Annotated in this window: 25 protein-coding genes and 1 tRNA gene; 18 read left to right on the forward strand and 8 right to left on the reverse strand. The window is 63.4% G+C overall.

The features are described 5' to 3' along the window. Positions 1-26 precede the first annotated feature (26 nt). From lptB to B4F51_RS19825, 8 genes are all read left to right on the forward strand, one after another. Positions 27-815: an LPS export ABC transporter ATP-binding protein gene (gene lptB / locus B4F51_RS19790; RefSeq protein ID WP_296228314.1), complete on the forward strand. Its 789-nt coding sequence runs from the start codon at positions 27-29 to the stop codon at positions 813-815. Between the two features lie 96 nt (positions 816-911). Beyond that, on the forward strand, positions 912-2,411 hold the full coding sequence (locus B4F51_RS19795) for an RNA polymerase factor sigma-54 (RefSeq protein WP_296228318.1): 1,500 nt from the start codon (positions 912-914) through the stop codon (positions 2,409-2,411). Between the two features lie 51 nt (positions 2,412-2,462). Next, a complete protein-coding gene (gene hpf, locus B4F51_RS19800) occupies positions 2,463-2,816 on the forward strand; it encodes a ribosome hibernation-promoting factor, HPF/YfiA family (RefSeq protein WP_021196401.1) in 354 nt (117 codons plus the stop codon). A gap of 348 nt (positions 2,817-3,164) precedes the next feature. Continuing rightward, entirely contained in the window at positions 3,165-3,620 is a 456-nt protein-coding gene (gene ptsN, locus B4F51_RS19805; protein WP_004633390.1) for a PTS IIA-like nitrogen regulatory protein PtsN, read from the forward strand. Positions 3,621-3,692: 72 nt separating this feature from the next. After that, positions 3,693-4,667, forward strand: coding sequence for an HPr(Ser) kinase/phosphatase (gene hprK, locus B4F51_RS19810; protein ID WP_004633393.1), 975 nt, complete (start codon positions 3,693-3,695; stop codon positions 4,665-4,667). Positions 4,668-4,853: 186 nt separating this feature from the next. Next, positions 4,854-5,201 (forward strand): PsiF family protein, encoded by a 348-nt coding sequence (locus tag B4F51_RS19815; RefSeq protein ID WP_296228324.1) that lies wholly within the window; start codon positions 4,854-4,856, stop codon positions 5,199-5,201. A gap of 93 nt (positions 5,202-5,294) precedes the next feature. Then, positions 5,295-6,185, forward strand: coding sequence for an RNase adapter RapZ (rapZ, locus tag B4F51_RS19820; RefSeq protein ID WP_296228326.1), 891 nt, complete (start codon positions 5,295-5,297; stop codon positions 6,183-6,185). An 87-nt stretch (positions 6,186-6,272) separates the two neighbouring features. After that, on the forward strand, positions 6,273-6,926 hold the full coding sequence (locus B4F51_RS19825) for an LON peptidase substrate-binding domain-containing protein (protein WP_296228329.1): 654 nt from the start codon (positions 6,273-6,275) through the stop codon (positions 6,924-6,926). 22 nt (positions 6,927-6,948) lie between these two features. Here B4F51_RS19825 and mutY read toward each other — a convergent pair whose 3' ends face one another. The 3 genes from mutY to mutM form a co-directional block, all read right to left on the reverse strand. Next, entirely contained in the window at positions 6,949-8,097 is a 1,149-nt protein-coding gene (gene mutY / locus B4F51_RS19830; RefSeq protein ID WP_296228333.1) for an A/G-specific adenine glycosylase, read from the reverse strand. 102 nt (positions 8,098-8,199) lie between these two features. Further along, on the reverse strand, positions 8,200-10,143 hold the full coding sequence (locus B4F51_RS19835; RefSeq protein ID WP_296228336.1) for a dynamin-like GTPase family protein: 1,944 nt from the start codon (positions 10,141-10,143) through the stop codon (positions 8,200-8,202). Between the two features lie 264 nt (positions 10,144-10,407). After that, positions 10,408-11,271, reverse strand: coding sequence for a bifunctional DNA-formamidopyrimidine glycosylase/DNA-(apurinic or apyrimidinic site) lyase (gene mutM, locus B4F51_RS19840; RefSeq protein WP_296228338.1), 864 nt, complete (start codon positions 11,269-11,271; stop codon positions 10,408-10,410). Between the two features lie 107 nt (positions 11,272-11,378). On the opposite strand from mutM, the gene B4F51_RS19845 reads away from it, so the two are divergent. The 8 genes from B4F51_RS19845 (at position 11,379) to B4F51_RS19880 (ending at position 18,222) form a co-directional block, all read left to right on the forward strand. Then, complete coding sequence (locus B4F51_RS19845; RefSeq protein WP_296228341.1) at positions 11,379-13,316, forward strand: tetratricopeptide repeat protein; 1,938 nt, start codon at positions 11,379-11,381, stop codon at positions 13,314-13,316. Between the two features lie 17 nt (positions 13,317-13,333). Next, positions 13,334-13,939, forward strand: coding sequence for a lipoprotein insertase outer membrane protein LolB (gene lolB / locus B4F51_RS19850; protein WP_296228344.1), 606 nt, complete (start codon positions 13,334-13,336; stop codon positions 13,937-13,939). 27 nt (positions 13,940-13,966) lie between these two features. Beyond that, positions 13,967-14,836: a 4-(cytidine 5'-diphospho)-2-C-methyl-D-erythritol kinase gene (gene ispE, locus B4F51_RS19855; RefSeq protein WP_296228346.1), complete on the forward strand. Its 870-nt coding sequence runs from the start codon at positions 13,967-13,969 to the stop codon at positions 14,834-14,836. 50 nt (positions 14,837-14,886) lie between these two features. Beyond that, positions 14,887-14,963: transfer RNA gene (locus tag B4F51_RS19860), tRNA-Gln, on the forward strand. Positions 14,964-15,045: 82 nt separating this feature from the next. Beyond that, positions 15,046-15,996 carry a ribose-phosphate pyrophosphokinase gene (locus B4F51_RS19865; protein WP_296228349.1) on the forward strand — a complete coding sequence of 317 codons (951 nt, stop codon included), beginning with the start codon at positions 15,046-15,048 and terminating at the stop codon, positions 15,994-15,996. 152 nt (positions 15,997-16,148) lie between these two features. Beyond that, a complete protein-coding gene (locus B4F51_RS19870) occupies positions 16,149-16,769 on the forward strand; it encodes a 50S ribosomal protein L25/general stress protein Ctc (protein WP_296228351.1) in 621 nt (206 codons plus the stop codon). Between the two features lie 184 nt (positions 16,770-16,953). Further along, the gene (gene pth / locus B4F51_RS19875; RefSeq protein WP_296228354.1) at positions 16,954-17,556 is read left to right on the forward strand and encodes an aminoacyl-tRNA hydrolase; all 603 of its coding nucleotides are present in this window, start codon (positions 16,954-16,956) and stop codon (positions 17,554-17,556) included. Between the two features lie 24 nt (positions 17,557-17,580). Continuing rightward, on the forward strand, positions 17,581-18,222 hold the full coding sequence (locus B4F51_RS19880; RefSeq protein WP_296228356.1) for a DUF4124 domain-containing protein: 642 nt from the start codon (positions 17,581-17,583) through the stop codon (positions 18,220-18,222). A 61-nt stretch (positions 18,223-18,283) separates the two neighbouring features. Here the strand turns inward: B4F51_RS19880 and B4F51_RS19885 are convergent, their stop codons facing one another. The 5 genes from B4F51_RS19885 to B4F51_RS19905 form a co-directional block, all read right to left on the reverse strand. Next, positions 18,284-18,544, reverse strand: coding sequence for a YfhL family 4Fe-4S dicluster ferredoxin (locus B4F51_RS19885; RefSeq protein WP_296228357.1), 261 nt, complete (start codon positions 18,542-18,544; stop codon positions 18,284-18,286). 50 nt (positions 18,545-18,594) lie between these two features. Next, a complete protein-coding gene (gene coaD / locus B4F51_RS19890) occupies positions 18,595-19,098 on the reverse strand; it encodes a pantetheine-phosphate adenylyltransferase (RefSeq protein WP_296228359.1) in 504 nt (167 codons plus the stop codon). Between the two features lie 200 nt (positions 19,099-19,298). Then, on the reverse strand, positions 19,299-19,955 hold the full coding sequence (rsmD, locus tag B4F51_RS19895; RefSeq protein WP_296228361.1) for a 16S rRNA (guanine(966)-N(2))-methyltransferase RsmD: 657 nt from the start codon (positions 19,953-19,955) through the stop codon (positions 19,299-19,301). 76 nt (positions 19,956-20,031) lie between these two features. Then, the gene (locus B4F51_RS19900; protein WP_296228363.1) at positions 20,032-21,375 is read right to left on the reverse strand and encodes a M16 family metallopeptidase; all 1,344 of its coding nucleotides are present in this window, start codon (positions 21,373-21,375) and stop codon (positions 20,032-20,034) included. Then, entirely contained in the window at positions 21,375-22,874 is a 1,500-nt protein-coding gene (locus B4F51_RS19905) for a M16 family metallopeptidase (RefSeq protein WP_296228365.1), read from the reverse strand. The genes B4F51_RS19900 and B4F51_RS19905 overlap by 1 nt, the downstream gene beginning before the upstream one ends. A 60-nt stretch (positions 22,875-22,934) precedes the next feature. On the opposite strand from B4F51_RS19905, the gene ftsY reads away from it, so the two are divergent. Together ftsY and B4F51_RS19915 are read left to right on the forward strand one after the other, a co-directional pair. Further along, positions 22,935-24,122: a signal recognition particle-docking protein FtsY gene (gene ftsY / locus B4F51_RS19910; protein ID WP_296228367.1), complete on the forward strand. Its 1,188-nt coding sequence runs from the start codon at positions 22,935-22,937 to the stop codon at positions 24,120-24,122. A 923-nt stretch (positions 24,123-25,045) separates the two neighbouring features. Continuing rightward, the gene (locus tag B4F51_RS19915; RefSeq protein WP_296228370.1) at positions 25,046-25,597 is read left to right on the forward strand and encodes a PAAR domain-containing protein; all 552 of its coding nucleotides are present in this window, start codon (positions 25,046-25,048) and stop codon (positions 25,595-25,597) included. Positions 25,598-25,642 lie beyond the last annotated feature (45 nt).

The following is a 25,642-nucleotide window of genomic DNA, read 5'->3' on the forward strand; positions in this document are numbered from 1 at the left end:
GTCCCGCCAGCCCTTCCGTTTTGTCTATGTCCGCTACCACCCTTGATCCCAAGACTGTCGCGCCGCAGGCCCTGACTTCCAGCACGCTGGTGGTCCGGCACCTGAAGAAGCGCTATGGCACGCGCACGGTGGTCAAGGACGTGTCGCTTGACGTGAAGAGCGGTGAGGTGGTCGGCCTGCTCGGCCCCAACGGCGCGGGCAAGACCACCTCCTTTTACATGATCGTGGGCTTGGTGGCGCTGGACGCCGGCGACATCGTGCTCGACGGCGAGCACATCAGCCGCCTGCCGATCCACCAGCGCGCACGCATGGGGCTGTCGTACCTGCCGCAGGAAGCCTCGGTGTTCCGCAAGCTCAACGTGCAGGAGAACATCCGCGCGGTGCTCGAATTGCAGGAGCAGGACGGCAAGAAGCTCACGCAAGCCGAAGTCAACCGCCGGCTCGACGCGCTGCTCGATGACCTGCAGATCGCGCATCTGCGCGACAACCCCGCGCTGTCGCTCTCAGGCGGCGAGCGCCGCCGCGTGGAAATTGCCCGGGCGCTGGCCTCGTCGCCGCGCTTCATCCTGCTCGATGAACCGTTTGCGGGCGTGGACCCCATCGCCGTGGGCGAAATCCAGCGCATCGTCAGCTTCCTGAAGGATCGCAACATCGGTGTGCTGATCACCGATCACAACGTACGCGAAACGCTGGGCATTTGCGATCACGCCTACATCATCAGCGAAGGCACCGTGCTTGCCGCAGGCCGGCCCGAGCAGATCGTTGAAAACGAGGATGTGCGCAAGGTCTATCTGGGCGATAACTTCCGGATGTAAGCCGCACGCCGCACCTACGTCTTATGGACGTGGCAAAGGCGCACCTTAAAGCAAAATCCGTTCCATCGGTTGACTGTTGGGCATAGAATAGCCCGCATGAAACAGTCGCTCCAGCTCCGCCTCTCTCAACATCTGGCGCTTACGCCACAGTTGCAGCAGTCCATCCGCCTGCTGCAACTGTCGACCATCGAACTGCAGCAGGAAGTCGAGCAGGCCCTGACCGAGAACCCGCTGCTGGAGCGGGAAAACGAGTGGCTCGACACCTCCGCGCGCATCGGCGCGGACGGCTCCGTCAACGCACTGCAGAGCAACAGCGCCACGCCGCTGCCCACCGAATCGCCGCCGCCCACGCCCAACGGCGCCGAGAGTAGCGACGCCCCCGACAACAGCTACGAGAACGGCGCCGATTTTGACAGCGACTACGGTTCCGACCGCTCCGACTGGAGCCTCGACGATTTCGCCCGCAAACCGCAATCGGACGAGGACGACCGCGCCCCCATGCAGTTGCGCGAGGCCGAGCCCACGCTGCGCGAATTCCTCATGGAACAGCTCGCGCCGCTCAAGCTGTCGATGCGCGACAAGGGCCTCGTCATCTTCCTGATCGAATCGCTCGACGACGAGGGCTATCTCTCGGCCACGCTCGACGAGATCCTCACGGATCTGCCCGCCGAACTCGAAGTCGAGCTTGATGAACTGCAGGCCGCGCTGCGCATGCTGCAGAGCTTCGACCCGCCCGGCATCGGCGCGCGCTCGGCGGCTGAGTGCCTGACGCTGCAACTGCAACGACTCGATTCGCCTGCCAAAGCGCTGGCGCTCATCATCGTCAATCAGCATCTCGAACTGCTTGCCGCGCGTGACTACACGCGCCTAAAGAAGGCATTGTCCGTCGACGAACCCGCACTGAAGGCGGCACATGAGCTGATCCGTTCCTTGGCGCCGTTCCCGGGTCACGCCTTCGGGCGCGCGGAAGCCGATTTCGTGGTGCCCGACGTGGTGGTGCGCAAGACCAGCGCTGGCTGGATGGCGCAACTGAACCCCGACGTCATGCCGCGCCTGCGCATCAACGACATGTACGCGCAGATCCTGCGCAGCAGCCGGGGCGAATCGGGTGCCGCCAATCTGCAGCAGAAGCTGCAGGAAGCGCGCTGGCTGATCAAGAATATCCAGCAGCGTTTCGACACGATCCTGCGTGTCTCGCAAGCTATTGTCGAGCGTCAAAAGAGCTTTTTCACGCACGGCGAAATCGCCATGCGCCCCTTGGTTTTGCGGGAAATAGCCGATACACTGGGCCTACATGAGTCCACGATCTCCCGTGTGACAACCAACAAGTACATGGCGACCCCGATGGGGACGTTTGAGCTGAAGTACTTCTTTGGCAGCCATGTATCGACGGAAACCGGCGGGGCCGCGTCATCCACCGCGATACGCGCGCTCATCAAGCAACTTGTAGGAGCCGAAGACCCGAAGAATCCTCTGTCCGATAGCAGAATTGCCGAGCTGTTAGGCGAACAAGGATTCGTGGTGGCCCGTCGGACGGTGGCCAAATACCGCGAAGCCCTCAAGATCCCTGCAGTGAATCTGCGTAAGTCCTTATAGCCGCATCGCGGGCAGTTCCGGTGCGGCCCATCCGTGAGAAGGAGAACCGCTATGAACTTCAAACTCAGTGGACACCACCTGGACATCACGCCGCCGTTGCGTGAGTACGTGGAAACGAAACTGGAGCGTGTGATCAGGCACTTCGATCAGGTGATTGGCGTCAGCGTCTTGCTATCGGTCGATAACCACAAGGAGAAGAACCGTCGCCAGTATGCGGAAATCAACCTGCACCTCAAGGGTAAGGACGTCTTCGTCGAATCACACCATGAAGATCTCTATGCGGCCATCGACCTCTTGGTCGACAAGCTGGATCGGCAGGTCATCAAATACAAGGATCGCGTGCAAGGCCATGATCGTGACAGCGTGAAGCACCAAGCCCTCCAGGCCGTGCAGATGCAGCAATAGCACACCGCACCGCAGAAAACCGCGCCCTCGGATGGCGCGGTTTTTTTATGTCGTGGTGCATTCCCGACGAATCCGATTGCATCCGAATTAAGTCGGGCTAAAATCTGACGAAAGTATGAATGCTTGGCGTGACGCGGGTCTTGCCGCGATGCCAGCAACAACAGGGTCGATGCCTAGGCGCAATTTGCCGGCAACGACCGATTGCAGCCCTGGGGGATTCTCCTCTCTGCCCTGCGCGGCACACCGCTGGTGCGTCGCACAAAGCCGCGCGGCGCGTGGTCTATAATGGCCCAATTGTCCGTGCGCCGTTTTGGTGCAGAAGGACGCCGCTCATTTCACGCATTGCACATGAATCGCTTGGCCAAACTGCTGCCGCCCGGGAACATTGCCCTCGACGTCAGCGTAACCAGCAAGAAGCGGGTATTTGAACAGGCCGGCCTGCTGTTCGAAAACAACCACGGCGTTGCACGCGCGGTCGTCACCGACAACCTGTTCGCGCGCGAATCACTTGGCTCCACGGGCCTGGGCGCCGGCGTGGCCATCCCGCACGGCCGCATCAAGGGGCTCAAGCAGCCGCTGGCGGCGTTCATGCGCCTATCCGAGCCGGTGCCATTCGAGTCGCCCGACGGCAAGCCGGTGTCACTGCTGATCTTCCTGCTGGTGCCGGAGCAAGCGACCCAGCAGCATCTGGAGATCCTTTCCGAAATCGCCCAACTGCTGTCCGACCGCGACATGCGCGAAGGCCTTGCCACCCTGCCCTCGCCCGAGGCGATTCACCAGCTATTGACCGACTGGCGGCCATGAACGCAGCGTAATCGGTGTGAAACGCAACCGATTGCGAATGCGCCCCGCCCCCATCGGCACCACTGCCCTGCTATGGAACTGACCGGCGTCATTGCCCAATCGATCTTCGACGACAACGCAGCCGACCTGAAGCTGTCGTGGGTCGCCGGCCTGGAAGGTGCGGACCGCGCGTTCGACGTGGATTTCGCCAAGGAAGCTACCTCGGCGGCCGATCTCGTCGGGCACTTGAACCTTATTCACCCGAACCGCATCCAGGTACTCGGCAAGCCCGAGATCACCTACTACCAGCGCCTGTCGGAAGAAAACCGCAAGCGTCAGATGGGCGAGCTGATTCTGCTGGAGCCGCCGTTCCTGGTAGTGGCCGACGGCGTCGACCCACCGCCCGACCTGGAACTGCGCTGCACACGCTCGTCCACGCCGCTGTTCACTTCGCCGATTTCCTCAGCGGCGGTCATCGACCACCTGCGCCTGTACCTCTCGCGCATCTCGGCGCCGCGCGTGACAATGCACGGGGTGTTCCTCGACATCCTCGGCATGGGCGTGCTGATCATGGGCGATTCTGGCCTGGGCAAGAGCGAGCTCGGCCTGGAACTGATCTCCCGCGGCCACGGCTTGGTTGCCGACGACGCGGTCGACTTCGTGCGCCTGGGGCCGGACTTTATCGAAGGCCGCTGCCCGCCACTGCTGCAAAACCTGCTGGAAGTGCGCGGCTTGGGCCTGCTCGACATCAAGACCATCTTCGGTGAGACGGCCGTGCGCCGGAAGATGAAGATCAAGCTGATCGTGCAACTCGTGCGCCGCAACGACGGCGAATTCGAACGCCTGCCGCTCGATTCGCAATACCTCGATGTGCTCGGTTTGCCGATCCACATGGTGAAGATCCAGGTGGCAGCCGGCCGCAACTTGGCCGTGCTGGTCGAAGCCGCCGTACGCAACACCATCCTGCGCCTGCGCGGCATCGATACGTTGCGAGACTTCATGGACCGCCAGCGTGCCGCCATGCAGGCCGAAGCCGCGTCGCATTCGCCACAAGGCCGCCTGCTTTAACAAAGTCGTCACAAAGCTTCGCAATCGGACGGGTTTTACCCTACTTTTCGTCGAGAAACGTCAACCCGACATGCGCTCGCCCCGTTGTGGGAGGGAATGCGCCGAGCACGCACGCGGCGGCGTTCATCGCGAGCGCGGCGGCAAGTTCCACCCGCTCTTCTGACTGCACCCAAGGAGAATAAAACGATGAAACAACTGATTGCCGCTTGCGCCCTGGCGCTCCCGTTCCTGGCAGGCCAGGCTTTCGCCCAAGGCAGCGCACCGGCCGCTGCTCCAGCCGCCCCCGCCGCCGCACCGGCTGCCAAGAACTCGCAGCAAGACAAGATGAAGCAGTGCAACATGGACGCCACAGGCAAGAAAGGGGACGCGCGCAAGGCATTCATGAAGGGCTGCCTGTCGGACAAGCCAATGGCAGCCGCCGCCAAGCCGGCTGATCCGAAAGAGCGCATGAAGATGTGCAACAAGGATGCCAGCGGCAAGAAGGGCGACGCGCGCAAGGCATTCATGAAGGATTGCCTCTCGAACAAGAGCTGAGCAACCGCTTAACGTCGTACCGGAAAGGCGGTCGGCTCGGCCGCCTTTTTGTTTGGTCTCGGGTTTGCCACAGAGGAATGCTATCCTCGCGCCATGCGGATCATTCTCATCACCGGTATGTCGGGTTCAGGGAAATCGGTCGCCCTGAACGTGCTCGAAGACGCAGGCTACTACTGCGTCGACAACCTGCCAGCGCAGTTTATTCCCGAACTAGCGCGCTATCTGGCGGATCAGGGCTACACACACCTGGGCGTGGCCACTGATATCCGCAGCCGCGAATCGCTGCGCAAGGTGCCAGAGACCATCACTGCGCTGCGCAAGGAACACGACGTGCGCATGCTGTTCCTGACGGCCAGTTCGAACGCGCTGGTGCAGCGCTACTCCGAAACACGCCGCCGCCACCCGCTGTCGATCCGCAACGGCCGTCCTGACGAGGCCCATACGCACGCCGCCGCCAAGAGCGCCGACACATCGCTGATCGAAGCCATCGAGATGGAGCGCGAACTCCTCAGCCCGCTGGCCGATCCGGCGCACCGCATCGACACCAGCACGCTGCGCACCAACGCCCTGCGCGCGTACATCAAGGAATTCATCAGCGACGAGCCGCATGACATCACGCTGATGTTCGAGTCGTTCGGCTTCAAGCACGGCGTGCCTACCGACGCCGACCTCGTCTTCGACGTGCGCTCGCTGCCCAACCCGTACTACGACACGCAACTGCGCCCCCTCACGGGTCGCGACCAGCCCGTCATCGACTTCCTGCAAAGCCAGCCGATGGTGCTGGCGATGGCCGAGGACATCCGCGCCTACGTCGAAAAGTGGCTGCCGAGTTTCATTGCCGACAACCGCAGCTATCTGACCGTCGCGATTGGCTGCACGGGCGGTCAGCATCGCTCGGTGTATATCGCCGAGCGGCTTGCCACGTACTTCCGCGCGCATGGTAATGTGTTGGTCCGCCACCGCGAAATGGCCATAGAGAGCTGAACCGCGCGCCATGCGCGCCGGGCCAGTCCCGTAGGAATCGGCTTGCGCGGCGCCGCGTGTTGGACTTGCCGTTCGCTCCACCCGCCCATGCAAGAAGACATCGCTCTCTCGCCGTTCTCACCGCTGCCGCCGCTGCCTACGGAACTGCCGCTGTTTCCACTGCACACCGTGCTGTTCCCGGGCGGCCTTCTGCCGCTGCGGATTTTCGAAGCCCGCTACATCGACATGGTGCGCACCTGCCTGCGCGACCAGACCCCGTTCGGCGTCTGCATGATCGAACGAGGAAATGAAATCGCCGCGACGGACGCGCCGACCGTGCCGGTGGACATCGGTTGCATCGCCCACATCGTCGAGTGCGACATGGAGCAGCTCGGCCTGCTGATGATCAAGGTGCGCGGCACACAGCGCTTCAAGGTGCTGTCGTTCGAGACCAATGCCAACGGCCTGATGCGCGGCACGGTGGAACCCATCGGCGCCGATGTTGAAGACTGCAAGGGCGAACTCTTCGACGATTGCGTGGGCGCCTTGCGCCGCATCGTTGCCACGCTGGGTGCGCGCGAAGAGGGCAACGTGCCGATGGCCGAGCCGTACGAATGGGGCAGTCCGAGCTGGGTCGCCAACCGGCTGTGCGAGTTGCTACCGGTACCGCTCAAGGCCAAGCAGAAGCTGATGGAATTGATGGATGCCGGCATGCGCATCGAGATCGTCCATCGGTACATGAAGCAGCATCACATCCTGTGATGCCCCAAGCCGAGCGATCGCGCTAGATCAGGCTCGGCTGCACCAACGTTTCCAGCGCCAGCTTGACGGGCGCGGGCAATCCTACCGAATTGAGCTGCGCGAGCGGCACCCAGCGCCAGCCGCTGTCGAGCGAGGTGGGCGCGGCAATCTCCGCGCGTAGCAAGTGCATATGCAGACGGAAATGCGTGAAGGTATGCGTGAGCGCGCCGGCAGTTACCACCGCCGTGACCACGCCGTAGGCCTGCGCGGCCTGGCGCACGGCACTTGCGTCCAATGGATGCGCATCGAGCGCGTCGCCCATGTCCCCCACCAGCGGCAGCGACCACAGCCCACCCCAGATGCCGCGTTGCGGACGCCGCTGCAATAACACTGCGTCGCCGTGCAGCGCAATCACCAGTGTGGCCGCGCGTTCGGGCGTCGCCTTGCGTGGACGCGGCACAGGCAACTCCATCACGCGATCGGTACGGCGCGCTTCGCATAGCGATTCGAGCGGACAAGCGCGTTCGCCGGTCAAGCAGGCGGGCTTGCCGCGCGTGCAGACGATGGCGCCCAGATCCATCAAACCCTGCGTGTACGGCTGGATACCATCGGCCGGCGGCAGCACGGCTTCGGCGACACGCCACATGGTGTATTCGACTCGCTTGTCACCGGGAAAGCCGTCGATGCCAAACACGCGTGCGAAGACGCGCTTGACATTGCCGTCCAGAATGGCCGCGCGCACTCCGTACGAGAACGCTGCGATGGCGGCAGCCGTTGAACGCCCGATGCCCGGCAACGTCGCCAACACTTCCGGATCGCGCGGGAAGATGCCGCCATGCTCTGCCACGACAATCTGCGCACAGCGATGCAGGTTGCGCGCGCGCGTGTAGTAACCCAGACCGGCCCAGGCGGCCATGACGTCGTCAGCGGGTGCGGCAGCCAGCGCCTGCACGGTCGGAAACCGTTCGATGAAGCGCGCGTAGTAACCAAGCACGGCGCTCACCTGCGTCTGCTGCAGCATGATCTCGGAGAGCCACGTGCGATACGCGTCGCCAGTGTTCTGCCATGGCAGATGGTGGCGACCATGACGCTGCTGCCAAGCAATCACGCGCACAGCGAAATCGTCGGGGAGCATCGGCAAGGCGGGAGCGGGAAGCGCGGTGCGGCGCGTGCGGCGTTGGGTGACAGTCATGCGTGTGGAGAAGAGGCGGCGCAGAAGACGAACGCGCTGGCGGCGATCCTACCAGAACGAAAAAGGCGCCCGCAGGCGCCTTTCTCATGAGCAACGCTCGCGTCAGGCCGCAACCGACTGCCGCTCCAGAATCGTCCCGGCCGCCAGGATGCGGTCGGTGTACTGGGCAATCGTGCCGCTGCGCTCGTCCAGCGTGTTGAGCAGCGCTTCGAGCTCGGCGATACGCGCTTCCAGCGTGTCGGTGGCCTCGTGAATGCGCTCGATCGAATCGACACGCTTGCGCAGCTGCTTCTGGTGGTCTCGCACCTGCGCTTCGAGCGGCGTCATGACCGACTTCAGCCAGATCTCGATGTCGCGGTTCATGTCCTGGAAGGTATCCAGCACGCGGCTGGCCACCGTCGAGAACGCACCGTGCACGAGTTGCGGCTTCGGACGGGTCAGGAAGCTGAACGCGCCAAAGTGGTTGTGCGCGAGCATCAGCGTTTCTTTCAGATCGGCGTCGTAGCGCGTGCCCAGGAAGCGCAGCGGCGGCGACAGCGTAAAGCCGTGCTCGGCGTTGAACTTCTTGTACATGCCGTCAACCATCTGGTGCAGTTGGTCGATGCGGTTGGCCGCGTCGCGCACCAAGCCGGTCAGGTGGCCGAACAGCTTGTCCATGTCGTCGCGCAGGCCGCGCGAGAACACGCGCTCCTTCATCTTCTCGCGCGCCTCGCGCATCGTCGAGCGGATTTGCTTGAGTTGCACGCTCTTGATGATTTCCGCGCTATGGCGGCCGAATACCGTACGCAGCGCCTGGAACTTGGCGATGCTCTGCTCAAACTCTTCCTTTTCGCCCTGCACACGCATCAGCATGTGCTTGACCATCGTGTGGTTCTTGCCGCGCAGACCGCGTAACTCGAACAACTGCTCGACGATGTCGCGGCGGCGCATCTGCAGCAGTTGCTGCGCACCGGCGGCCATATCCTTCACCGCCAGTTGCACCTGCTCGGTGACGATCTCGCGACGCTGTGGGATCAGTTGATCCGACAGCACCGACTCCAGCTCCAGCAGGCGGCTCTTGGCCAACAGCTCGTGATCATGACTGACCTTGGCCAGCAAACCCTTCTGCGCCGACACCGGATACACGCGCTCGACGTCGATGTCGAGCACCTGCGCCGTGGTCATGATCTGGCGGCTGACTTCGTTCTCGATTTCCTGCTCGGTCTTGAGCGGATCCCACAAGCCGTCGACCTTGTTGAGCACGGCGATGCAACCCTTGCGCTGGCCGCCACCCACGTGCGAACGCCACAGTTCGAGGTCGCTCTTGGTCACGCCGGCATCGGCGGCCAACACAAACACAACGACGTGCGCATCCGGAATCAGGCGCAGCGTCAACTCAGGCTCCGTACCGATGGCGTTCAGGCCCGGTGTATCCAGGATCACCAGCCCCTGCTTGAGCATGGGGTGCGGGAAATTGATGATCGCGTGGCGCCACTTCGAGACTTCCACCGTGCCGGCGGCATCCACCGAAAACGCTGCGTCCGGATCGGCGTCGTTGTACAGGCCAAGCTGCTCGGCCTCTTCCTTGGGCACGCGCACGGTTTCCACCACGTGGCGGAAAGCTTCGAGCATGCCTTCGGGCGAAGACGGGTCGAGCGGTACCGACAGCCAGTGGCTCTCGGCATCGCGGAAATCAGCGGTGGAGGCGTCGTGCAGACGCGTCTCGATCGGCAGCAGGCGAATCGACGGCGCGTAGCTGTCGTCGTACATCAGCTCGGTCGGGCACATCGTGGTCCGGCCCGCCGACGACGGCAGAATGCGGCGGCCAAAGTCCGCAAAGAAGATGGCGTTGATCAGCTCGCTCTTGCCGCGAGAGAACTCGGCAATGAAGGCGACCTTGAGTTTGTCGCTGCGCAGGACGCCGCGAATGCGCTGGGCGCGCATGTCGGCCTGGGCGTCGTACAGCTCCTGGGCTTGCAGCCAGTCCTGGAATTCCCCCACCGACTGCAGTACCGCAGCGCGCCAGGCGCTGTACTGCTCGAACTGTGTGCTCAGTGTGTTGTTCATCGTTCTGTCTTATTGTGTGCGCGCCCCGAAAACGCGCCCTCTCGGCATCGCTACTACCGCCCCTACGGCACAGAAATGCACAAATTTAGGTGGAACGATACAGGGAACCGCCCTATTCCGGGAGAACTTTCCGCCGACTTCCGCAGCCCTGACAATCAAGTGTTGCGGGATGCCATCGGCAGCCGGATACCCCCCTTCGAAATCCTTGCGAAATGGCGGGCGGATCGCTCCACCAGGCCCCGCACCGGGGCCCTGGCGAGCACTTCAGCGCTGGCAGGTAGGGCAGTAGAACGTGGAGCGCTGGCCCTGCACGATCTGGCGAATCGGTGTGCCGCACACGCGGCATGGCAGGCCCGCCCGGTCGTACACGAACGCTTCGAGTTGGAAATAACCGCTCTGGCCATCCGAACCGACAAAATCACGCAGCGTGCTGCCGCCCCGGGCAATGGCATCGGCGAGCGTGGCGCGAATGGCCTCGGCCAGCGCCGTGTAGCGCGGCCGGCTAATGCGCCCGGCGGCCGTGGTCGGCCGGATGCCGGCGCGGAACAGGCTTTCGGAGCAGTAGATGTTGCCCACGCCGACCACGATGTCGCCCGCCAGCAGCGCCGACTTGATGGCGACGCGTCGCCCTCGCGTGCGGGTGTACATCCAATCGCCGTCAAAACGCGCGTCGAACGGTTCGATGCCGAGGTTGCGCAGTAGCGGATGCTCGGCCAGGCCGGCCTCGTCGCCGGGATGCCAGAGCACCGCGCCAAAGCGGCGCGGATCGCGATAGCGCAACGTGATCGGAACGCCGGTTGCGTCGATCAGCTCGAGGTCGACGTGGTCATGCTGGCCGGGCGGCACGGGCGCCTCCAGCACGCGCAAGGTGCCTGTCATGCCGAGGTGGACCAGCAGCCAGCCGCCGGCGGCATCGGCGTGACTGGCATCGGGCATGCATTCGATGAGCAGGTATTTGCCCCGGCGCAGCAACCGCGTGACAGTCAAGCCGGCAAGCAGACCGGGCAACGCCGGATCGATCGGCCAGCGCAGCCCGTGATGACGCACCACGGCGCGCACGATACGTCGCCCCGTAATATGCGGTAGCAACCCTAGGCGGGTGACCTCAACTTCCGGCAACTCAGGCATCGAACCTCCGTTGCATGTGATGCTCCAATTTTCTAACGCTGTCACGATGCGGGCGATTGTAGCGGTCAGGCTACAATGCCTCGAACCCCATCCGGAGCCTTGAGATCATGTCCCACGCCTTCCCCCGTTCGTCCGCGACGCAACGCTCGCGACGATTTCCACGCAGCCAAGCGGCTTTGCTTGCCGCGCTGGTGGCGGGAGGGCTGGCAAGCCTGCCGACATGGGCGGCAAATGCTGTCACAGCACCGGCACTGATCGCTCAGGCAGCGCAGGAAAGCGGCGCCGGCAGCCGAGCAACCGCCCAGTTCGAGCGCTCGCGCCCGCGCGGCGGCCTGTTGAATTCGGAACGGTCGGACCTGCCATCGGTACCGCTCACCGGGGACATCATGTATCAAGTGCTGGCCGCTGAGGTGTCACTGCAGCGTGGCCAACCCGAGCCGGCGTACCGCGTCTACCTCGCCCTTGCGCAGGACACGCGCGACCCGCGCTTCGCCCAGCGGGCGACCGAGATCGCCTTCCTGACCCGCTCAGCCCCGCAGGCGCTCAGGGCATCCCGAGTGTGGGTCGAGCTATCGCCGACCTCGATGCAGGCGCGCCAGGTGCAGCAGCTCCTGCTGGTGGCCACAGGCCAATGGTCCGAAGTCGAGCCGATGCTGCAGGCGCAGTTGAACAAGATCTCGCCCGGCCAGCGTGCCGATGCCATCCTGCAACTGCAGCAGCAGATGTCCAAGAGCAACGACCCGGCCGGTGCCGTGACCGCGCTGCAGCACATCGTCGCGCATGACATGCAGCGCCCCGAGACGCATCTCGCCCTGGCACGCGCCAAGGTCGCGGCCAAGGACGTACGGGGCGCGCTGTCGGAGCTGGACACCGCACTCAAGCAGCGCCCCGGCTATGAAGAGGCCGCCATCCTGGCGGCCGAACTGCGCGCCGACGACAACCCCGACGCCGCCATTGCCGGCCTGCGCACCTTCCTGAAGGCTGCCCCTGCTTCCATCGACGGCCACCTGGCGCTTGCGCGCATGTACCTCGTGCGCGACCAGCAGGACCAGGCCCGCTCCGAGTTCGAAGCGGTCAAGAAGATCGCCCCCAACGACGCCCGCATCACACTGGCGCTGGGCCTGCTGAACCTGCAGCAACGCCAGTACGACACGGCCGAGCGTTACCTGAAGGAATATGTCTCGCTGACCGCCAAGTCGCCCACGTTGAGCCCCGAGCCCGGTTATCAGGGCCTCGCCCAGCTTGCCGAAGAAAAGCGCGACTACGCCGGCGCACTCGCCTGGGTCGACAAGATCACCGGCTCGGCCAACGGCGATGCCGACGGCCAGATCGCACTAGCCGCGGGTATCAAGCGCGGCCAACTGCTTGGCAAGCTGCGCCGCATCGATGAAGCGCAGCAAGCCTTCGATGAACTCGTCGCCGATGCCGAAGACGTGCCAGACGGCCCGCGCCGCCAGGCCCTCATGGATGGCATCCGCCAGGCCGAGATCGGCATGCTGATGGACGCCAAGGCCTATGGCCGCGCCCGCGCCCGCGTCAACGAACTGCTGAAGAACGACCCGGACAACGTCGAATACACGTATCAACTGTCGATGCTCGAAGAACACGACGGCCACTACGACAACATGGAAACCTTGCTGCGCAAGGTGATCGACCTGCGCCCGGGCCAAGCCATCGGCTACAACGCGCTCGGCTACTCGCTGGCCGATCGCAACGTGCGCCTGCAGGAGGCGCAGGAGCTGTTGGAGAAGGCCGTGTCGCTGGCCCCGGACGATCCCTACATCGCCGACAGCCTCGGCTGGGTCAAATACCGCCGCGGCGATCTGCCCGCCGCCACCGACATCCTCAAGAAAGCATGGGCCGCCGCCCCGCAAGCCGAGATCGGCGCGCACCTGGGCGAAGTGCTGTGGCAGTCGGGCAAGCAGGACGATGCACGCCAGATATGGACGGAAGCCGCCAAGCTCGACATCAACGATGCCACCCTGCGCGAGACACTGCGCCGCTTTGGCCAGCCAATCCCCGACGTGCCCATGAGCGCGAACTGATGGCGTTGCAGCGAAGTTTGCCAATCGCGCGTGCGCTCGGCGCGCTGATGCTGGGTGCCGCCTGCACGGTGTTTTCCGGTTGCGCGAGCTTGCGCCCAGCCAACGACCTGTTCGCCGGAGCGCAGGATACCGACGCCACCATCACGCGCTACCAGGGCCGCTTCTCCGCACGCTACATGCAGGGCAACGCCGAGCAGAGCGCGGTGGGTAGCTTCCTGTGGCGCGAGCGCGGAACGGATGTGCAGCTTGAGTTGATGTCGCCGCTGGGCCAGACGCTGGCCATCGTCAGTCAGAGCCCGCAAGGTGCGACGCTCGAACTGCCCAACCAGCCGCCACGCCGGGCGCCCGAGGTCGATACGTTGATGCAGGACGCGCTCGGTTTCTCGCTGCCGGTGTCGGGCCTGCGCGACTGGCTGCGCGCCCGTCCTGCCCCTGACACGCCCGCCCGCGTTGCGCGTGACGCGCAATCGCGCCCCGAGACCATCGTGCAGAACGGTTGGACCGTGCACTACGTCGCCTGGGCGGACGATGCGTCGGCCGACGCACGCATCCGCCGGCTCGATCTCGATCGCCCACAAGGGACCAATGGGCCGCTTTCGGTGCGGCTCGTGCTGGATCCCTAATCCATCCTGCGCCGTCATCGTATCGTCATGTCTTCCGCGCCCACCGAGTTGCGCGACTGTCCCGCGCCCGCCAAGCTCAATCTCTTCTTGCACGTGGTCGGCCGTCGAGCCGACGGCTACCATCTGTTGCAGACCGTCTTCCAGTTGATTGACTGGTGTGACACGCTGCACTTCGCGCGTCGCACCGACGGCCGCCTCGTGCGCACCACTGACATCCCCGGCGTGCCGGCTGACGACGATCTCGTGATCCGCGCCGCACGCCTGCTGCAGGCCGAAACCGGCTGCACGTACGGCGCCGACATCGCGATCGAGAAACACCTGCCGATGGGTGGCGGCCTCGGCGGCGGCTCGTCCGACGCGGCCACGACGCTGCTCGCACTCAACCGCCTGTGGGGCCTCGATCTGCCGCGTGCGACGTTGATGGCGTTGGGCCTGAGACTCGGCGCCGACGTGCCCTTTTTCGTGTTCGGCCAGAACGCCTTCGCCGAGGGCATCGGCGAACAGCTCACGCCCGTCACGCTGCCGCCCGCCACGTTCGTGGTCATCTATCCGCGCGTGCATGTACCCACCCCCGCAATTTTTTCCGATGAAGGGTTGACACGCGATACGCCACTCACCATAATTACGGACTTTCCTGACCAACAAATTGTTTTCGCTTACGGTCGCAACGACCTGCAAGCAGTGGCGGAAAGGAAATACGGCGAAATCGCCCGAGCACTTGTCTGGCTGCGTCAATTCAGCCCTCTGGCAAGAATGACCGGATCCGGCGCCTGCGTGTTTGCTCCGTTCGACAACGTCGAGCATGCGCAAGCGGTAGCGGATCAGGTGCCTTCCGAATGGGAAGGTCGGTGTGCGGCAGGTCTGACGCATCACCCGCTCGCAAGATTTGCTGTGTAAGGTTTGCAGTTATCGCTTCTGCAATGGAGGCGGTAACCGATAGGTTGTGTAGGGGCGTCGCCAAGCTGGTTAAGGCACCGGATTTTGATTCCGGCATGCGTAGGTTCGAATCCTTCCGCCCCTGCCATTTTCTTCCTCATGTTCCCAGCAATAGCCCGGTTGGTGCTTTAACTGACCGGCGCGTCTGAAGTCGAAAAACAGGTGCCCCGATGAGCAGCGAAGGCTTGATGGTTTTTACCGGCAACGCCAACCCGAAACTCGCAGAAGCTGTCGTCAAGCATCTAGGCATTCCGCTCGGCAAGGCTCTCGTGGGCCGCTTCTCCGACGGTGAAGTCCAGGTCGAAATCCAGGAGAACGTGCGCGGCAAGCACGTGTTCATCCTGCAATCCACCTGCGCCCCAACCAACGACAACCTGATGGAATTGATGGTGATGGTCGACGCGCTCAAGCGCGCGTCTGCCCGCCGCATCACGGCCGCCATCCCCTACTTCGGCTATGCCCGCCAGGACCGCCGCCCGCGTTCGGCGCGCGTGGCCATCTCCGCCAAGGTGGTAGCCAACATGCTGGAAGTCGCCGGTGTCGAGCGCGTGCTGACGATGGACCTCCACGCTGACCAGATCCAGGGTTTCTTCGACATTCCGGTCGACAACATCTACGCATCGCCGATCCTTCTCGAAGACCTGCGCAAGAAGAACTACGACAACCTGCTGGTGGTGTCGCCGGACGTCGGCGGCGTGGTGCGCGCGCGCGCACTGGCCAAGCAGCTCAACACCGACCTGGCGATCATCGACAAGCGCCGCCCCAAGGCCAACGTGGCCGAGGTGATGAACATCATCGGTGAAGTCGAAGGCCGTAACTGCGTGATCATGGATGACATGATCGACACCGGCGGCACGCTGTGCAAAGCTGCCCAGGTGCTCAAGGAACGTGGCGCCAAGCAGGTGTTCTCGTACTGCACGCATCCAGTGCTGTCGGGTGGTGCAGCGGCCCGCATTGCAGATTCGATGCTGGACGAAGTGGTCGTGACCGACACGATTCCGCTGCGCGAAGACGCCCTCAAGTGCGGCAAGATTCGCCAACTGTCGACAGCGCCGCTGCTGGCCAGCACCTTCACCCGTATCGTCAAGGGCGAATCGATCATGGAGCTGTTTGCCGAATGATTCGGCTGGCGCCAGGGTTCCTGTTATAATTCAAAGCTTTACTGCAGAAAACGTCGGCTAGACGGGACTTTTGCAGTGTTTGCGGGGCGCAATGTTGCGCCCCGTTCACCAGACGGCTTGGTCGCGAGTCGTCTTTTTCGTTTGGAGCAATCATGAAAGTTGTCGCTTTCGAGCGTAGCGTTCAGGGCACTGGTGCGAGCCGCCGCCTGCGCAATGCCGGCAAGACCCCGGCCATCATTTACGGTGGCGGTGCTGAGCCGAAGATGATCGAACTCGATCACAACGCGCTGTATCACGCGCTGAAGAAGGAAGCCTTCCACTCGTCGATCCTCGACATCGAAGTGGCTGGCAAGGTGGAAAAGGCACTGCTGCGCGATTTCCAACTGCACCCGTTCAAGCAGTTGGTTCTGCACGTCGACTTCCAACGCGTGTCGGCCAAGGAAAAGGTCCACGTCAAGGTGCCGCTGCACTTCAAGAACCAGGAGAATGCGCCGGGCGTGAAGCTGGGCCACGGTATCGTCAACCACATCCTGAACGACGTTGAAGTGTCGTGCCTGCCGGCCGACCTGCCCGAGTTCGTCGAAGTGGACCTGGGTGCCCTGGAAATTGGCCAGACCCTGCACATCTCCGACCTGAAGCTGCCGAAGGGCGTGACCATCCTCACCCACGGTGGCGATGAGAACCCGGCCGTGGCCAACATCAGCGTGCCGGCCGGCGAAAAGGCTGCTGCCGCTGAAGGCGCCGCCGAAAGCGAAAGCAAGCCGGCAGCCTAAGGTTGCCGCACCGTCGCACCAATGGGTGCGACACGGAAAAGCCCGTCGAGCCTGTCTCGCCGGGCTTTTTTTCTGCCCGTATTTCCTGCCTGGCCGCACGACCTCCTCTCTATTGGCGTGGCGAAAGCGGCTATGCTTGTACGATCAAGGGGCGCCTCCTGCACCTCACCCTGATACGAATTGCATGATCAAACTCATCGTCGGGCTCGGCAATCCGGGCGCCGAATACGCGGCCACGCGACACAACGCCGGCTTCTGGCTGGTCGACCAGCTCGCGCGCATCAGCAACATCACGCTGCGCAACGAAACGCGCTTCCACGGCTACGCGGGGCGCGCCAACCTGTGGGGCCACGAGGTGTGGCTGCTACAGCCGCAGACGTTCATGAACCGCTCGGGCCTCTCCACCGTGGCCCTCGCCCGCTTCTACAAAGTCATGCCCGACGAGATCCTGGTCGTGCATGACGAACTGGACCTCCCGCCAGGGGCGGTCAAGCTCAAGCTCGGCGGCGGATCGGGCGGGCACAACGGCCTGAAGGACATCGCAGCGCACCTGACCACGCAGCAGTTCTGGCGACTGCGGCTGGGGATCGGTCATCCGCGCAACCTGTTGCCGCCGGGCACAGCGCCGTCCGGCCAGCATGATGTCGCCAACTTCGTGCTGAAAGCGCCCCGCAAGGAAGAGCAGGAACAGATCGACCGTGCCATCGATCGGAGCCTGGACGCATTGCCCGACCTGGTTGCCGGCAACGCAGAAAAGGCCATGATGCGCCTGCATACCGCTGGCTGATTCGCCAACACCAAGGACACCGCAATGAAGCCGCTCGCCTCCCTCCCCTTGCGCGCCGCCGCGTTGGCGGGGTTGGCGCTTGGTCTGTCGAGCCCGGCGGCGCACGCTCAGGTCTATCGCTGCAACGAGAACGGCCAGACGACGTATTCCGATCATCCCTGCGGTACACGCGCGACGCCGGTGCCGATGATCGACAACACGCCGAGCGCCGCTGATCAGAAGGCCGCCCGCGAACGGGCCAGTGCCGAAGCGGCTGAGGTGCGTGATATGGAAGCCTCACGGCGCCGCGCACAGGCTGCCGAAGAAGCCCGCCAGGCGCAAATTGCCACGCAGGCTGCCGAACAGGCGCGCCGTGAACAGCAGCAGAAGGTGGTGGTCGCACAAGAAGGTGTGCGCTATTGCCATCGTGTCTATGTCGGGCCAGTGCCGTACCCGTATCCATACCCAACGCCAATGCCTGTGGTAATCAGCCCGGCGACTCCAGCGCCGCCTACCGGCTTCGTGCGCCAACCGTCAAGCGGTCCGAAGCCATTCCTGCAAGCTCCGACAGCGCCGCCCACCCATGTGGTGCCGCGCCCGCCACGGCCACATCGCCCGCTCTATCGCATCGTCTGTGCGCCGGGTTATATGTACGACGGGCCAGAGGAACTGCTGCCAATCGAATGAGCGGCGCCCGAAATGAAAAGAGACGGCCTGAGCCGTCTCTTTTTCTTGCCGCATTTTTGCTTCAAGCCGCGCGCGAAGCGGAGGTGAGCTGAATGTACTTCTGCATCAACTGCTCGTGCGTCTCGGCGTGCGCCGGATCCTTGGGGATGCAGTCGACCGGACACACCTGCTGGCACTGCGGCTCATCAAAGTGGCCGACGCACTCGGTACATTTACCCGGATCGATCACGTAAATCTCCGGGCCCATCGAAATTGCGTTGTTCGGGCACTCGGGCTCGCACACGTCGCAATTGATGCACTCATCGGTAATTATGAGCGCCATGATGCCTTCCTTGAAATGACCCGCGGGAGCGCTCCCGCCAAACCGTCATTTTATGCCGATTTGTCAGACGCTTCGGACTTACCCGTCTTCTCGTTAAGCCATTTCTCGACCGAGGGGAACACGAACTTGCTGACATCACCACCCAGAATGGCGATCTCGCGCACAAACGTGCCCGAGATGAACTGGTATTGGTCCGACGGCGTGAGGAACATGGTTTCCACGTCCGGCAACAGGTAGCGGTTCATGCCGGCCATCTGGAATTCGTATTCGAAGTCCGACACGGCACGCAGGCCCCGCACGATCACGCGTGCGCTGTTCTTGCGCACGAAATCCTTGAGCAGGCCGGAAAACCCTTCCACCCGCACGTTCGGGTAGTGACCAAGCACTTCCCGCGCGATCTCGATGCGCTCTTCCAGTGCGAAGAACGGCCGCTTGTTCGGGCTATGCGCCACTCCGACGATCAGTTCGTCGAAGATGTTGGACGCGCGCCGGACGAGGTCTTCGTGGCCGCGCGTGAACGGATCGAAAGTGCCGGGATAAACCGCGATCACCATGGTTCCTCCACCAAGGGGAAAAAGCATCCGTCGTGCGCGGCGTGGGGCATGGCCGCGCCTGTCTGCGTTCGGACGCCGTTGCGTTGTCGAGCGCGGCAGATCCCGAGCCTGCCGCTGCACGCCGCCGGCCACTGGGCGGGGCAAGCGCCTGCGTCGCAGGTGCCGCCCGATGCCCATGCACCGGTTGCGAGCGGCGTAGTTTAACCGTTTTTGCGCAGCAGCAAATGTGCGTGCACCGCACCAGCACGCAGATGTTTATGCAGCGCCACTTCGGCAGGCAACGGAATGCCCGTCGCCGTTGCGGACGATGGTGAATCAGCACTCACTTCCACGAGTGGCTGCGGCGCTTCCAGGTAAATCACCCCGCCCGGCTTGACCACGCGGATCGCGCCTTCCAACGCACGCAACGTCCAGTCCTGCGCGAACGGCGGGTCGATGAACACCGCGTCGAACGCGCCATCGGGCTGGCGGGCAAGCCAGGCAAACGCATCGCCGGAAACGATGTCGACCATGCGCGCGCCCAGCTTGTCGCGCACGGCCTGCAGCGCGCGCACGGCCGGGGCGTAGCTCTCGACGAGCGCGACATGCGCTGCGCCACGCGAGGCCGCCTCGAAACCGAGCGCACCGGTACCGGCGAAGATGTCGGCGCAACGCCAGCCGGTCAGGTCCTGGCCGAGCCAATTGAAGACGGTTTCGCGGACGCGGTCGCTGGTTGGGCGCAGGCCGTCGGCGTCGACAACCGGCAGCGGCGTGCGCTTGTACTGTCCGCCGATGATGCGCACCTGCTGCGGTGCGCGTGCGTGCGACGTGGCGGTCTTGGCTTTGGGGCCTTTGGAGCTTGAAGTGCGAGGTGCCATGGGCGCGATTGTAAGTGGGCGCAAACAAAAACCGGCGGGATCGCCGCCGGTTTTTTTAGGTTGAAGGTGCCGTGCGTCAGTTCGTTGCCGGGCCACCCACCACGATGGTCGCCATGGTCTGCGGCTGCAGCACGCGCTGGAACGCCGTGCGCACCTGCTCGCGCGTGACGGCCGCGATGCGTTGCGTCCAGGTGTCCAGGTAGTTCAGCGGCAGGTTGTACCAGCCGATGTTGGCCACGTTGTCCAGCAGCTTGCGGTTGCTGTCCAGTCGCAGCGGGAAACCATTGACGAGGTTGTCCTTGGCGGCCTTCAACTCCACGTCAGTCGGGCCATCGGCGACGAACTTGGCAACGGTGTCACGCACCACGCCCAGCGCTTCCTCGGTCTGGTCCTTGCGCGTCTGCAGCGCCAGCTCGAACGGACCGGGCTGCGCAGCGGGCGCGAAGTAGCTGCCGATGCTGTACGTCAGGCCCCGCTTTTCGCGCACCTCGTTGGTCAGGCGCGCGCTGAAACCACCGCCGCCCAGCACGTAGTTGCCGACAAGCAGCGGGAAATAGTCTTTGTCGCCGCGTGCGATGCCGGGCTGGCCGAGGATGATGGTCGCCTGCTGCGCCGGATGCGGAATGCGGATCGCCTCGGCCTTGGCCAGCGGCATCTTCACGTCGGGCAGCACAGGCGGCGTGGCGCCGTCAGCGGGCAGGCCGCGCGTGATCTGCTCGGCGATGGACTCGGCTTCCTGGCGGCTGATCGCACCGATGAGCGTAACCACCGCCCGCTTGGCCGTGTAGTTCGCCTGGTAGTACCGCACGATGTCGTCGCGCGTGATGCTTTCCACCGTTTCCGGCGAGGCCGTCTGCCCATACGGATGCGTACCGTAGATGGCTGTGCCGAACGCGCGCTCGGCCAGCACCGATGGCTTGGTCAGCGATTCACGGATGGCGGCCACCAGGCGTTGCTTGTCGCGCGCGAGCACCGTGTCGGGGAAGGTGGGCGCCGAGACGATCTGCGTCATCAGCGCGATGGCCGGGCCACGCTCGGCGGGGTCCGAGAGCGTGCGCAGGCGCAGGCTGGTGCGATCGCCACCGGCGCCGCCGCCAAAGCTCGCGCCCACATCGGCAAACGCGTCGGAGATGGCGGCCTCGTCACGCGCCGTGGCGTTGCCCTGCGCGGCGACACCCTTGTCGAGCATGCCGGCGGTGAGTGATGCGAGACCGACCTTGGCCGCCGGCTCATAGCGCGAACCGGCATCCACATCGAGGTTGATGTCGAGCATCGGGATCGACGGGCTCGGCACGAAGTACACGCGCGCGCCGGTGGCAGCCGTCCAGTGCTCGATGGGCAGCGCGGCGAGCGCACCTTGCGCGGCCGCCGCAATGATGGCGGCCAGCGCCGTCTTCAGGGTCAGGGACATGGCGCGCATCAACGCAGCCCTCCTTCTTCGCGCATGCCGGGAACAGGCTTGCGCGCCGGTTTATTGGGATCGATCGGTTGCGGCAACAGCGTCGCCACGACGAGGTTGTCTTCGTTGAAGTACGTCTTGGCGACGTGCTGGATCTGCTCGGATGTGACGGCCTTGATCTTCTCAAGCTGGCGGTCGATGGTGCGCCACGACAGGCCCGTCATCTCGTTCATGCCGATCTCCATGCCCTGGCCGAACACCGAGTCGCGCTTGTAGATCTGCGCTGCCACGACCTGTGCCTTGACGCGCTTCAACTCGGCATCGGTCACGCCTTCCTTGGCGATGCGGTCGATCTGCGCGCGCAGGGCCTGTTCGATCTCGGCGGTGGTGTGGCCGTCGGCGGGCGTGCCGTCCATCAGGAAGATCGACGGGCCGCGGTTGGTACCGTCGTAGCCGGCGTTGACGTCGTCAGCGATGCGCTTCTCACCTTTGACCAACTGGCTCGACAGCCGCGCGTTGTCGTAGCCGTCGAGCACGGCGGAGAGGACTTCGAGCGCATACGGGTCGACGTCCTTCTCAACATCCTTGAGCGGCGGCGTCTTGTACGCCAGCACCACGTATGGGTTCTCGGCCGGCGCTTTGACCCAGATGCGCTTGACGCCGATCTGCTGTGGCTCCTCCTGCGCATAGCGGCGCGGCAGTTCGTGCGGCTTGAGCTTGCCGTAAGTGCGCTGCGCAAGGCGGAAAACTTCATCGGGGTTCACATCGCCCGCGACGATTACGGTGACGTTGTTGGGCGTGTACCAGGCGTGGTACCAGTTCTGCGCGTCCCGCACCGTCATCGTGTCGAGATCGCCCGGCCAGCCGATGGTCGGGTTGCGGTACGGCGCGGCGTTGAACAGCGTGGCGAGCATCTGCTCGTAGACGGTCGAACGGGCGGAGTCGTCGATGCGCATGCGGCGCTCTTCCTTCACCACGTTCATCTCCGGCTTGAACTCCTTGTCGGTGAGCTGGAGATTGGCCATGCGGTCGGCTTCGAGCCCCATCACATCGGCCAGGTGCGATTTCTCGATCTGCTGGAAATACATCGTGAAGTCGCGCGTGGTCATGGCGTTCTCGCGGCCACCCATGGCGGCTACACGGCGGGAGAACTCGCCAGGGCCGACGGCCTGGGTGCCCTTGAACATCATGTGCTCGAGCATGTGGGCGACGCCTGTGGTGCCGTTGTGCTCGTCGATGCTGCCGGCGCGATACCACACCATGTGGGCCACGGTGGGCGCGCGGTGGTCTTCCTTGACGATCAGGCGCAAGCCATTGGAGAGCTTGTATTCGTGCGTGTCGGATTGACTGGCACCAACCTTGATGCCGCTGGCAGTGGTGGCTGCCGGGCGTAACGGCGCAGCAGCCAACTCCTGCGCACCAACGTGGCCTGCCAGGAGGCTGGCCGCCAGGGCCATCGCGGCCAGTTGCCAGGCGCCCGACCGGGCCCGGCTTGAAACGATTCGCATGGAAGAGCGCATAAGGGCCGTCTGATAAAATTCGACGCTTGATTCTAACGGCGAAATAGACTGCCTCTTACGATGTTTAGTTTCTGGAAGAAGCGCAAGGCAGAGCCGCAGCCGGCCGCCCAACCGGCACCCGCTGCCACGCCCGAAGCCGTTCAGGCCCCGGCTGCCCCACCCGCACCTGCCGCCGCTCCCACGCCAGCACCCGCTGCCGTTGCTGCACCTGCACCTGCGCCCGTACCTGTCGCTGCACCGGCTCCGGTTGCCGTGCCGCAACCGCTCGCAGCGCCGGCAGCGCCCGCCACGCTCGACATGCTGGCCGACGACGTCGAAACCGTACCGACCCCAGCCGTGGTGGAACAGGCCCGCAAGGGCTGGATGTCGCGCCTGCGCTCAGGCCTGTCGAAGACGAGCAAGAGCCTGACCACGCTGTTCGTCGGCGTGAAGGTGGACGAGGCGCTGTTCGAGGAATTGGAAACCGCGCTGCTGATGGCTGACGCGGGCGTCGATGCCACCGAATATCTCCTGGGCGAACTGCGCCGCCGCATCAAGGCCGAGCGCATCGAAACCGCCGAGGGCGTCAAGACGGCGCTGCGCGATCTGCTGATCGAACTGCTGCACCCGCTGGAAAAAACCATGGTGCTCGGCCGCGAGCAGCCGATGGTGATCATGATTGCGGGCGTCAACGGCGCCGGCAAAACGACCAGCATCGGCAAGCTGTGCAAGCACTTCCAGACCTACGGCCAATCGGTGCTCCTGGCCGCCGGCGATACGTTCCGCGCCGCCGCGCGCGAGCAGCTCGTGGTCTGGGGCCAGCGCAACAACGTGACAGTGGTGGCGCAGGAATCGGGCGACCCGGCCGCCGTGATCTTCGACGCAGTGAATGCAGCCCGCGCACGCGGCATCGACATCGTCATGGCCGACACGGCCGGCCGCCTGCCGACGCAATTGCACCTGATGGAAGAGCTGAAGAAGGTGCGCCGCGTGACGGCCAAGGCCATGTCCACGGCACCGCACGAAACACTGCTGGTGATCGACGCCAACACGGGACAGAACGCGCTGGCACAGGTCAAGGCTTTTGACGATGCGCTGGGCCTCACGGGCCTGATCGTCACCAAGCTGGATGGCACCGCCAAGGGCGGCATCCTGGCCGCCATCGCGCGGCAGCGGCCGGTGCCGGTGTACTTCATCGGCGTGGGTGAGCAGGTGGAAGACCTGCAGCCGTTCTCTGCGCGCGAATTTGCGGACGCCCTGCTGGGCTGAGTGTCTTGCCCTACTTGAAGGCCTGGAAACGCCCTGACCCGTTCAGGGCGTTTTCGTTTGTGGCTGAACCTATCGGTGCTCCACGTCAACCAGTACGCGCCGTATGGCTAGGCTTAACCGGCACTCCTCCAGCGCAAGCAACGCGTACGCACTAATAGCATCGAGAAACCCCGCCCGACATCCACTGGCTTCGCGCCTAGCGCGTTGTCTAGCGTTCGCGCAAGAGCATCGGCTCAAATGCGCGATGCCGACGCAGCGTGCGCTGCGTCATACGTAAGAACACCTGCGCATGTGGAGCGCCCTATTGGTACACCGTTGGAATCGGCGGCGAAGGATAGAAGGCGATGTCTTGCACCGATTGAGTGAGAGGCATAACGCCTTCCTGAGGATGTCAATCAGAGGCACGCCTTTCCTCGCCAGATGAGCGGTTGAGGGGTAGCGGGCCTGACGGCAGGCTGGCGAACCAGTCTCCCGAGAAAACCGGTAGACCTTGCGATCTTCCCACCCAGCCCGCCGCAGTACACGAGAGCAGAGTGCCGAGGGCAACAGCATATCGATTGCCCCCGCTGAGGAGGTAAGTTGCGGATCGCCAGACCCGGCCTTCGTTGCGCGAAGGCGTCGGGAATATGCGCAGGGCAGGCTGAAGGCCAAGCTGTCGACGGTAGGCTGGCGCTGAATCTGATACCCGCACTCCTCACGAAAAAGCCTGACTGAAATCGGATCTCCCCAACCGATTTTGCGCTACGTACAAATTTTATTCAGATCTTAAATAGATTCAAATCGAGGTTTCATGATCAATAAATGAACGATTAGACGGATTTTCCCTGACTTCAATGCAAATAGTTGTCAACAAACCAATTCCAAGGTTGTTCTTCGATCCCCGCCACTGCAACATGCAGCGATCTATTGGTGGAGAGAAAAATATGCGACGGAATCTCATCCGGGTTGGGGATAAGACCACAGCGGGCGGAACGGTAGTTGATGGCGACCACACATGTACACATCACGGCATAGCCTTGTCCTATAACGGTGCACTTATCATTTGCCCTGCCTGCAAATCTACAGGCCGCGCATGCAATGTACCGCCCATGCGGGAGATTACATTCCAAGGGAAGCAGGCACTGCTTGAAAATGATATTTGCCTGTGCAAGTGCAATCCACCTCCACGCCTGATTGCTTCGCAAAACACCATGTACATCTCATTTGACGGTGATGAACTCACCGGGATGGGTTTGAGGGCGAATGTCGATCCGTTGCCTGAGGTCACCAACTCAGAGCAATCGGATATTTTTGATGAACAGTTCATGTTGGTGAATGATAGCGGCTTTCCGATGGCTAACATGTACTACACCATCAAACCCCCATCAGGTGAGTTGCAATACGGGGTAACGGATCATTCTGGAAAGACACAAAGGTTTCGGACCGATTTTTCAAAAAGAATCGCCATTTACATTGGTCACCGGGATAAATTTTAATGTCAGATCCAGTTTGTGTAGCGACGACAAATTCCACGCAAGACT

This window comes from Ralstonia sp. UBA689, assembly GCF_002298975.1.
Taxonomy (GTDB): domain Bacteria; phylum Pseudomonadota; class Gammaproteobacteria; order Burkholderiales; family Burkholderiaceae; genus Ralstonia.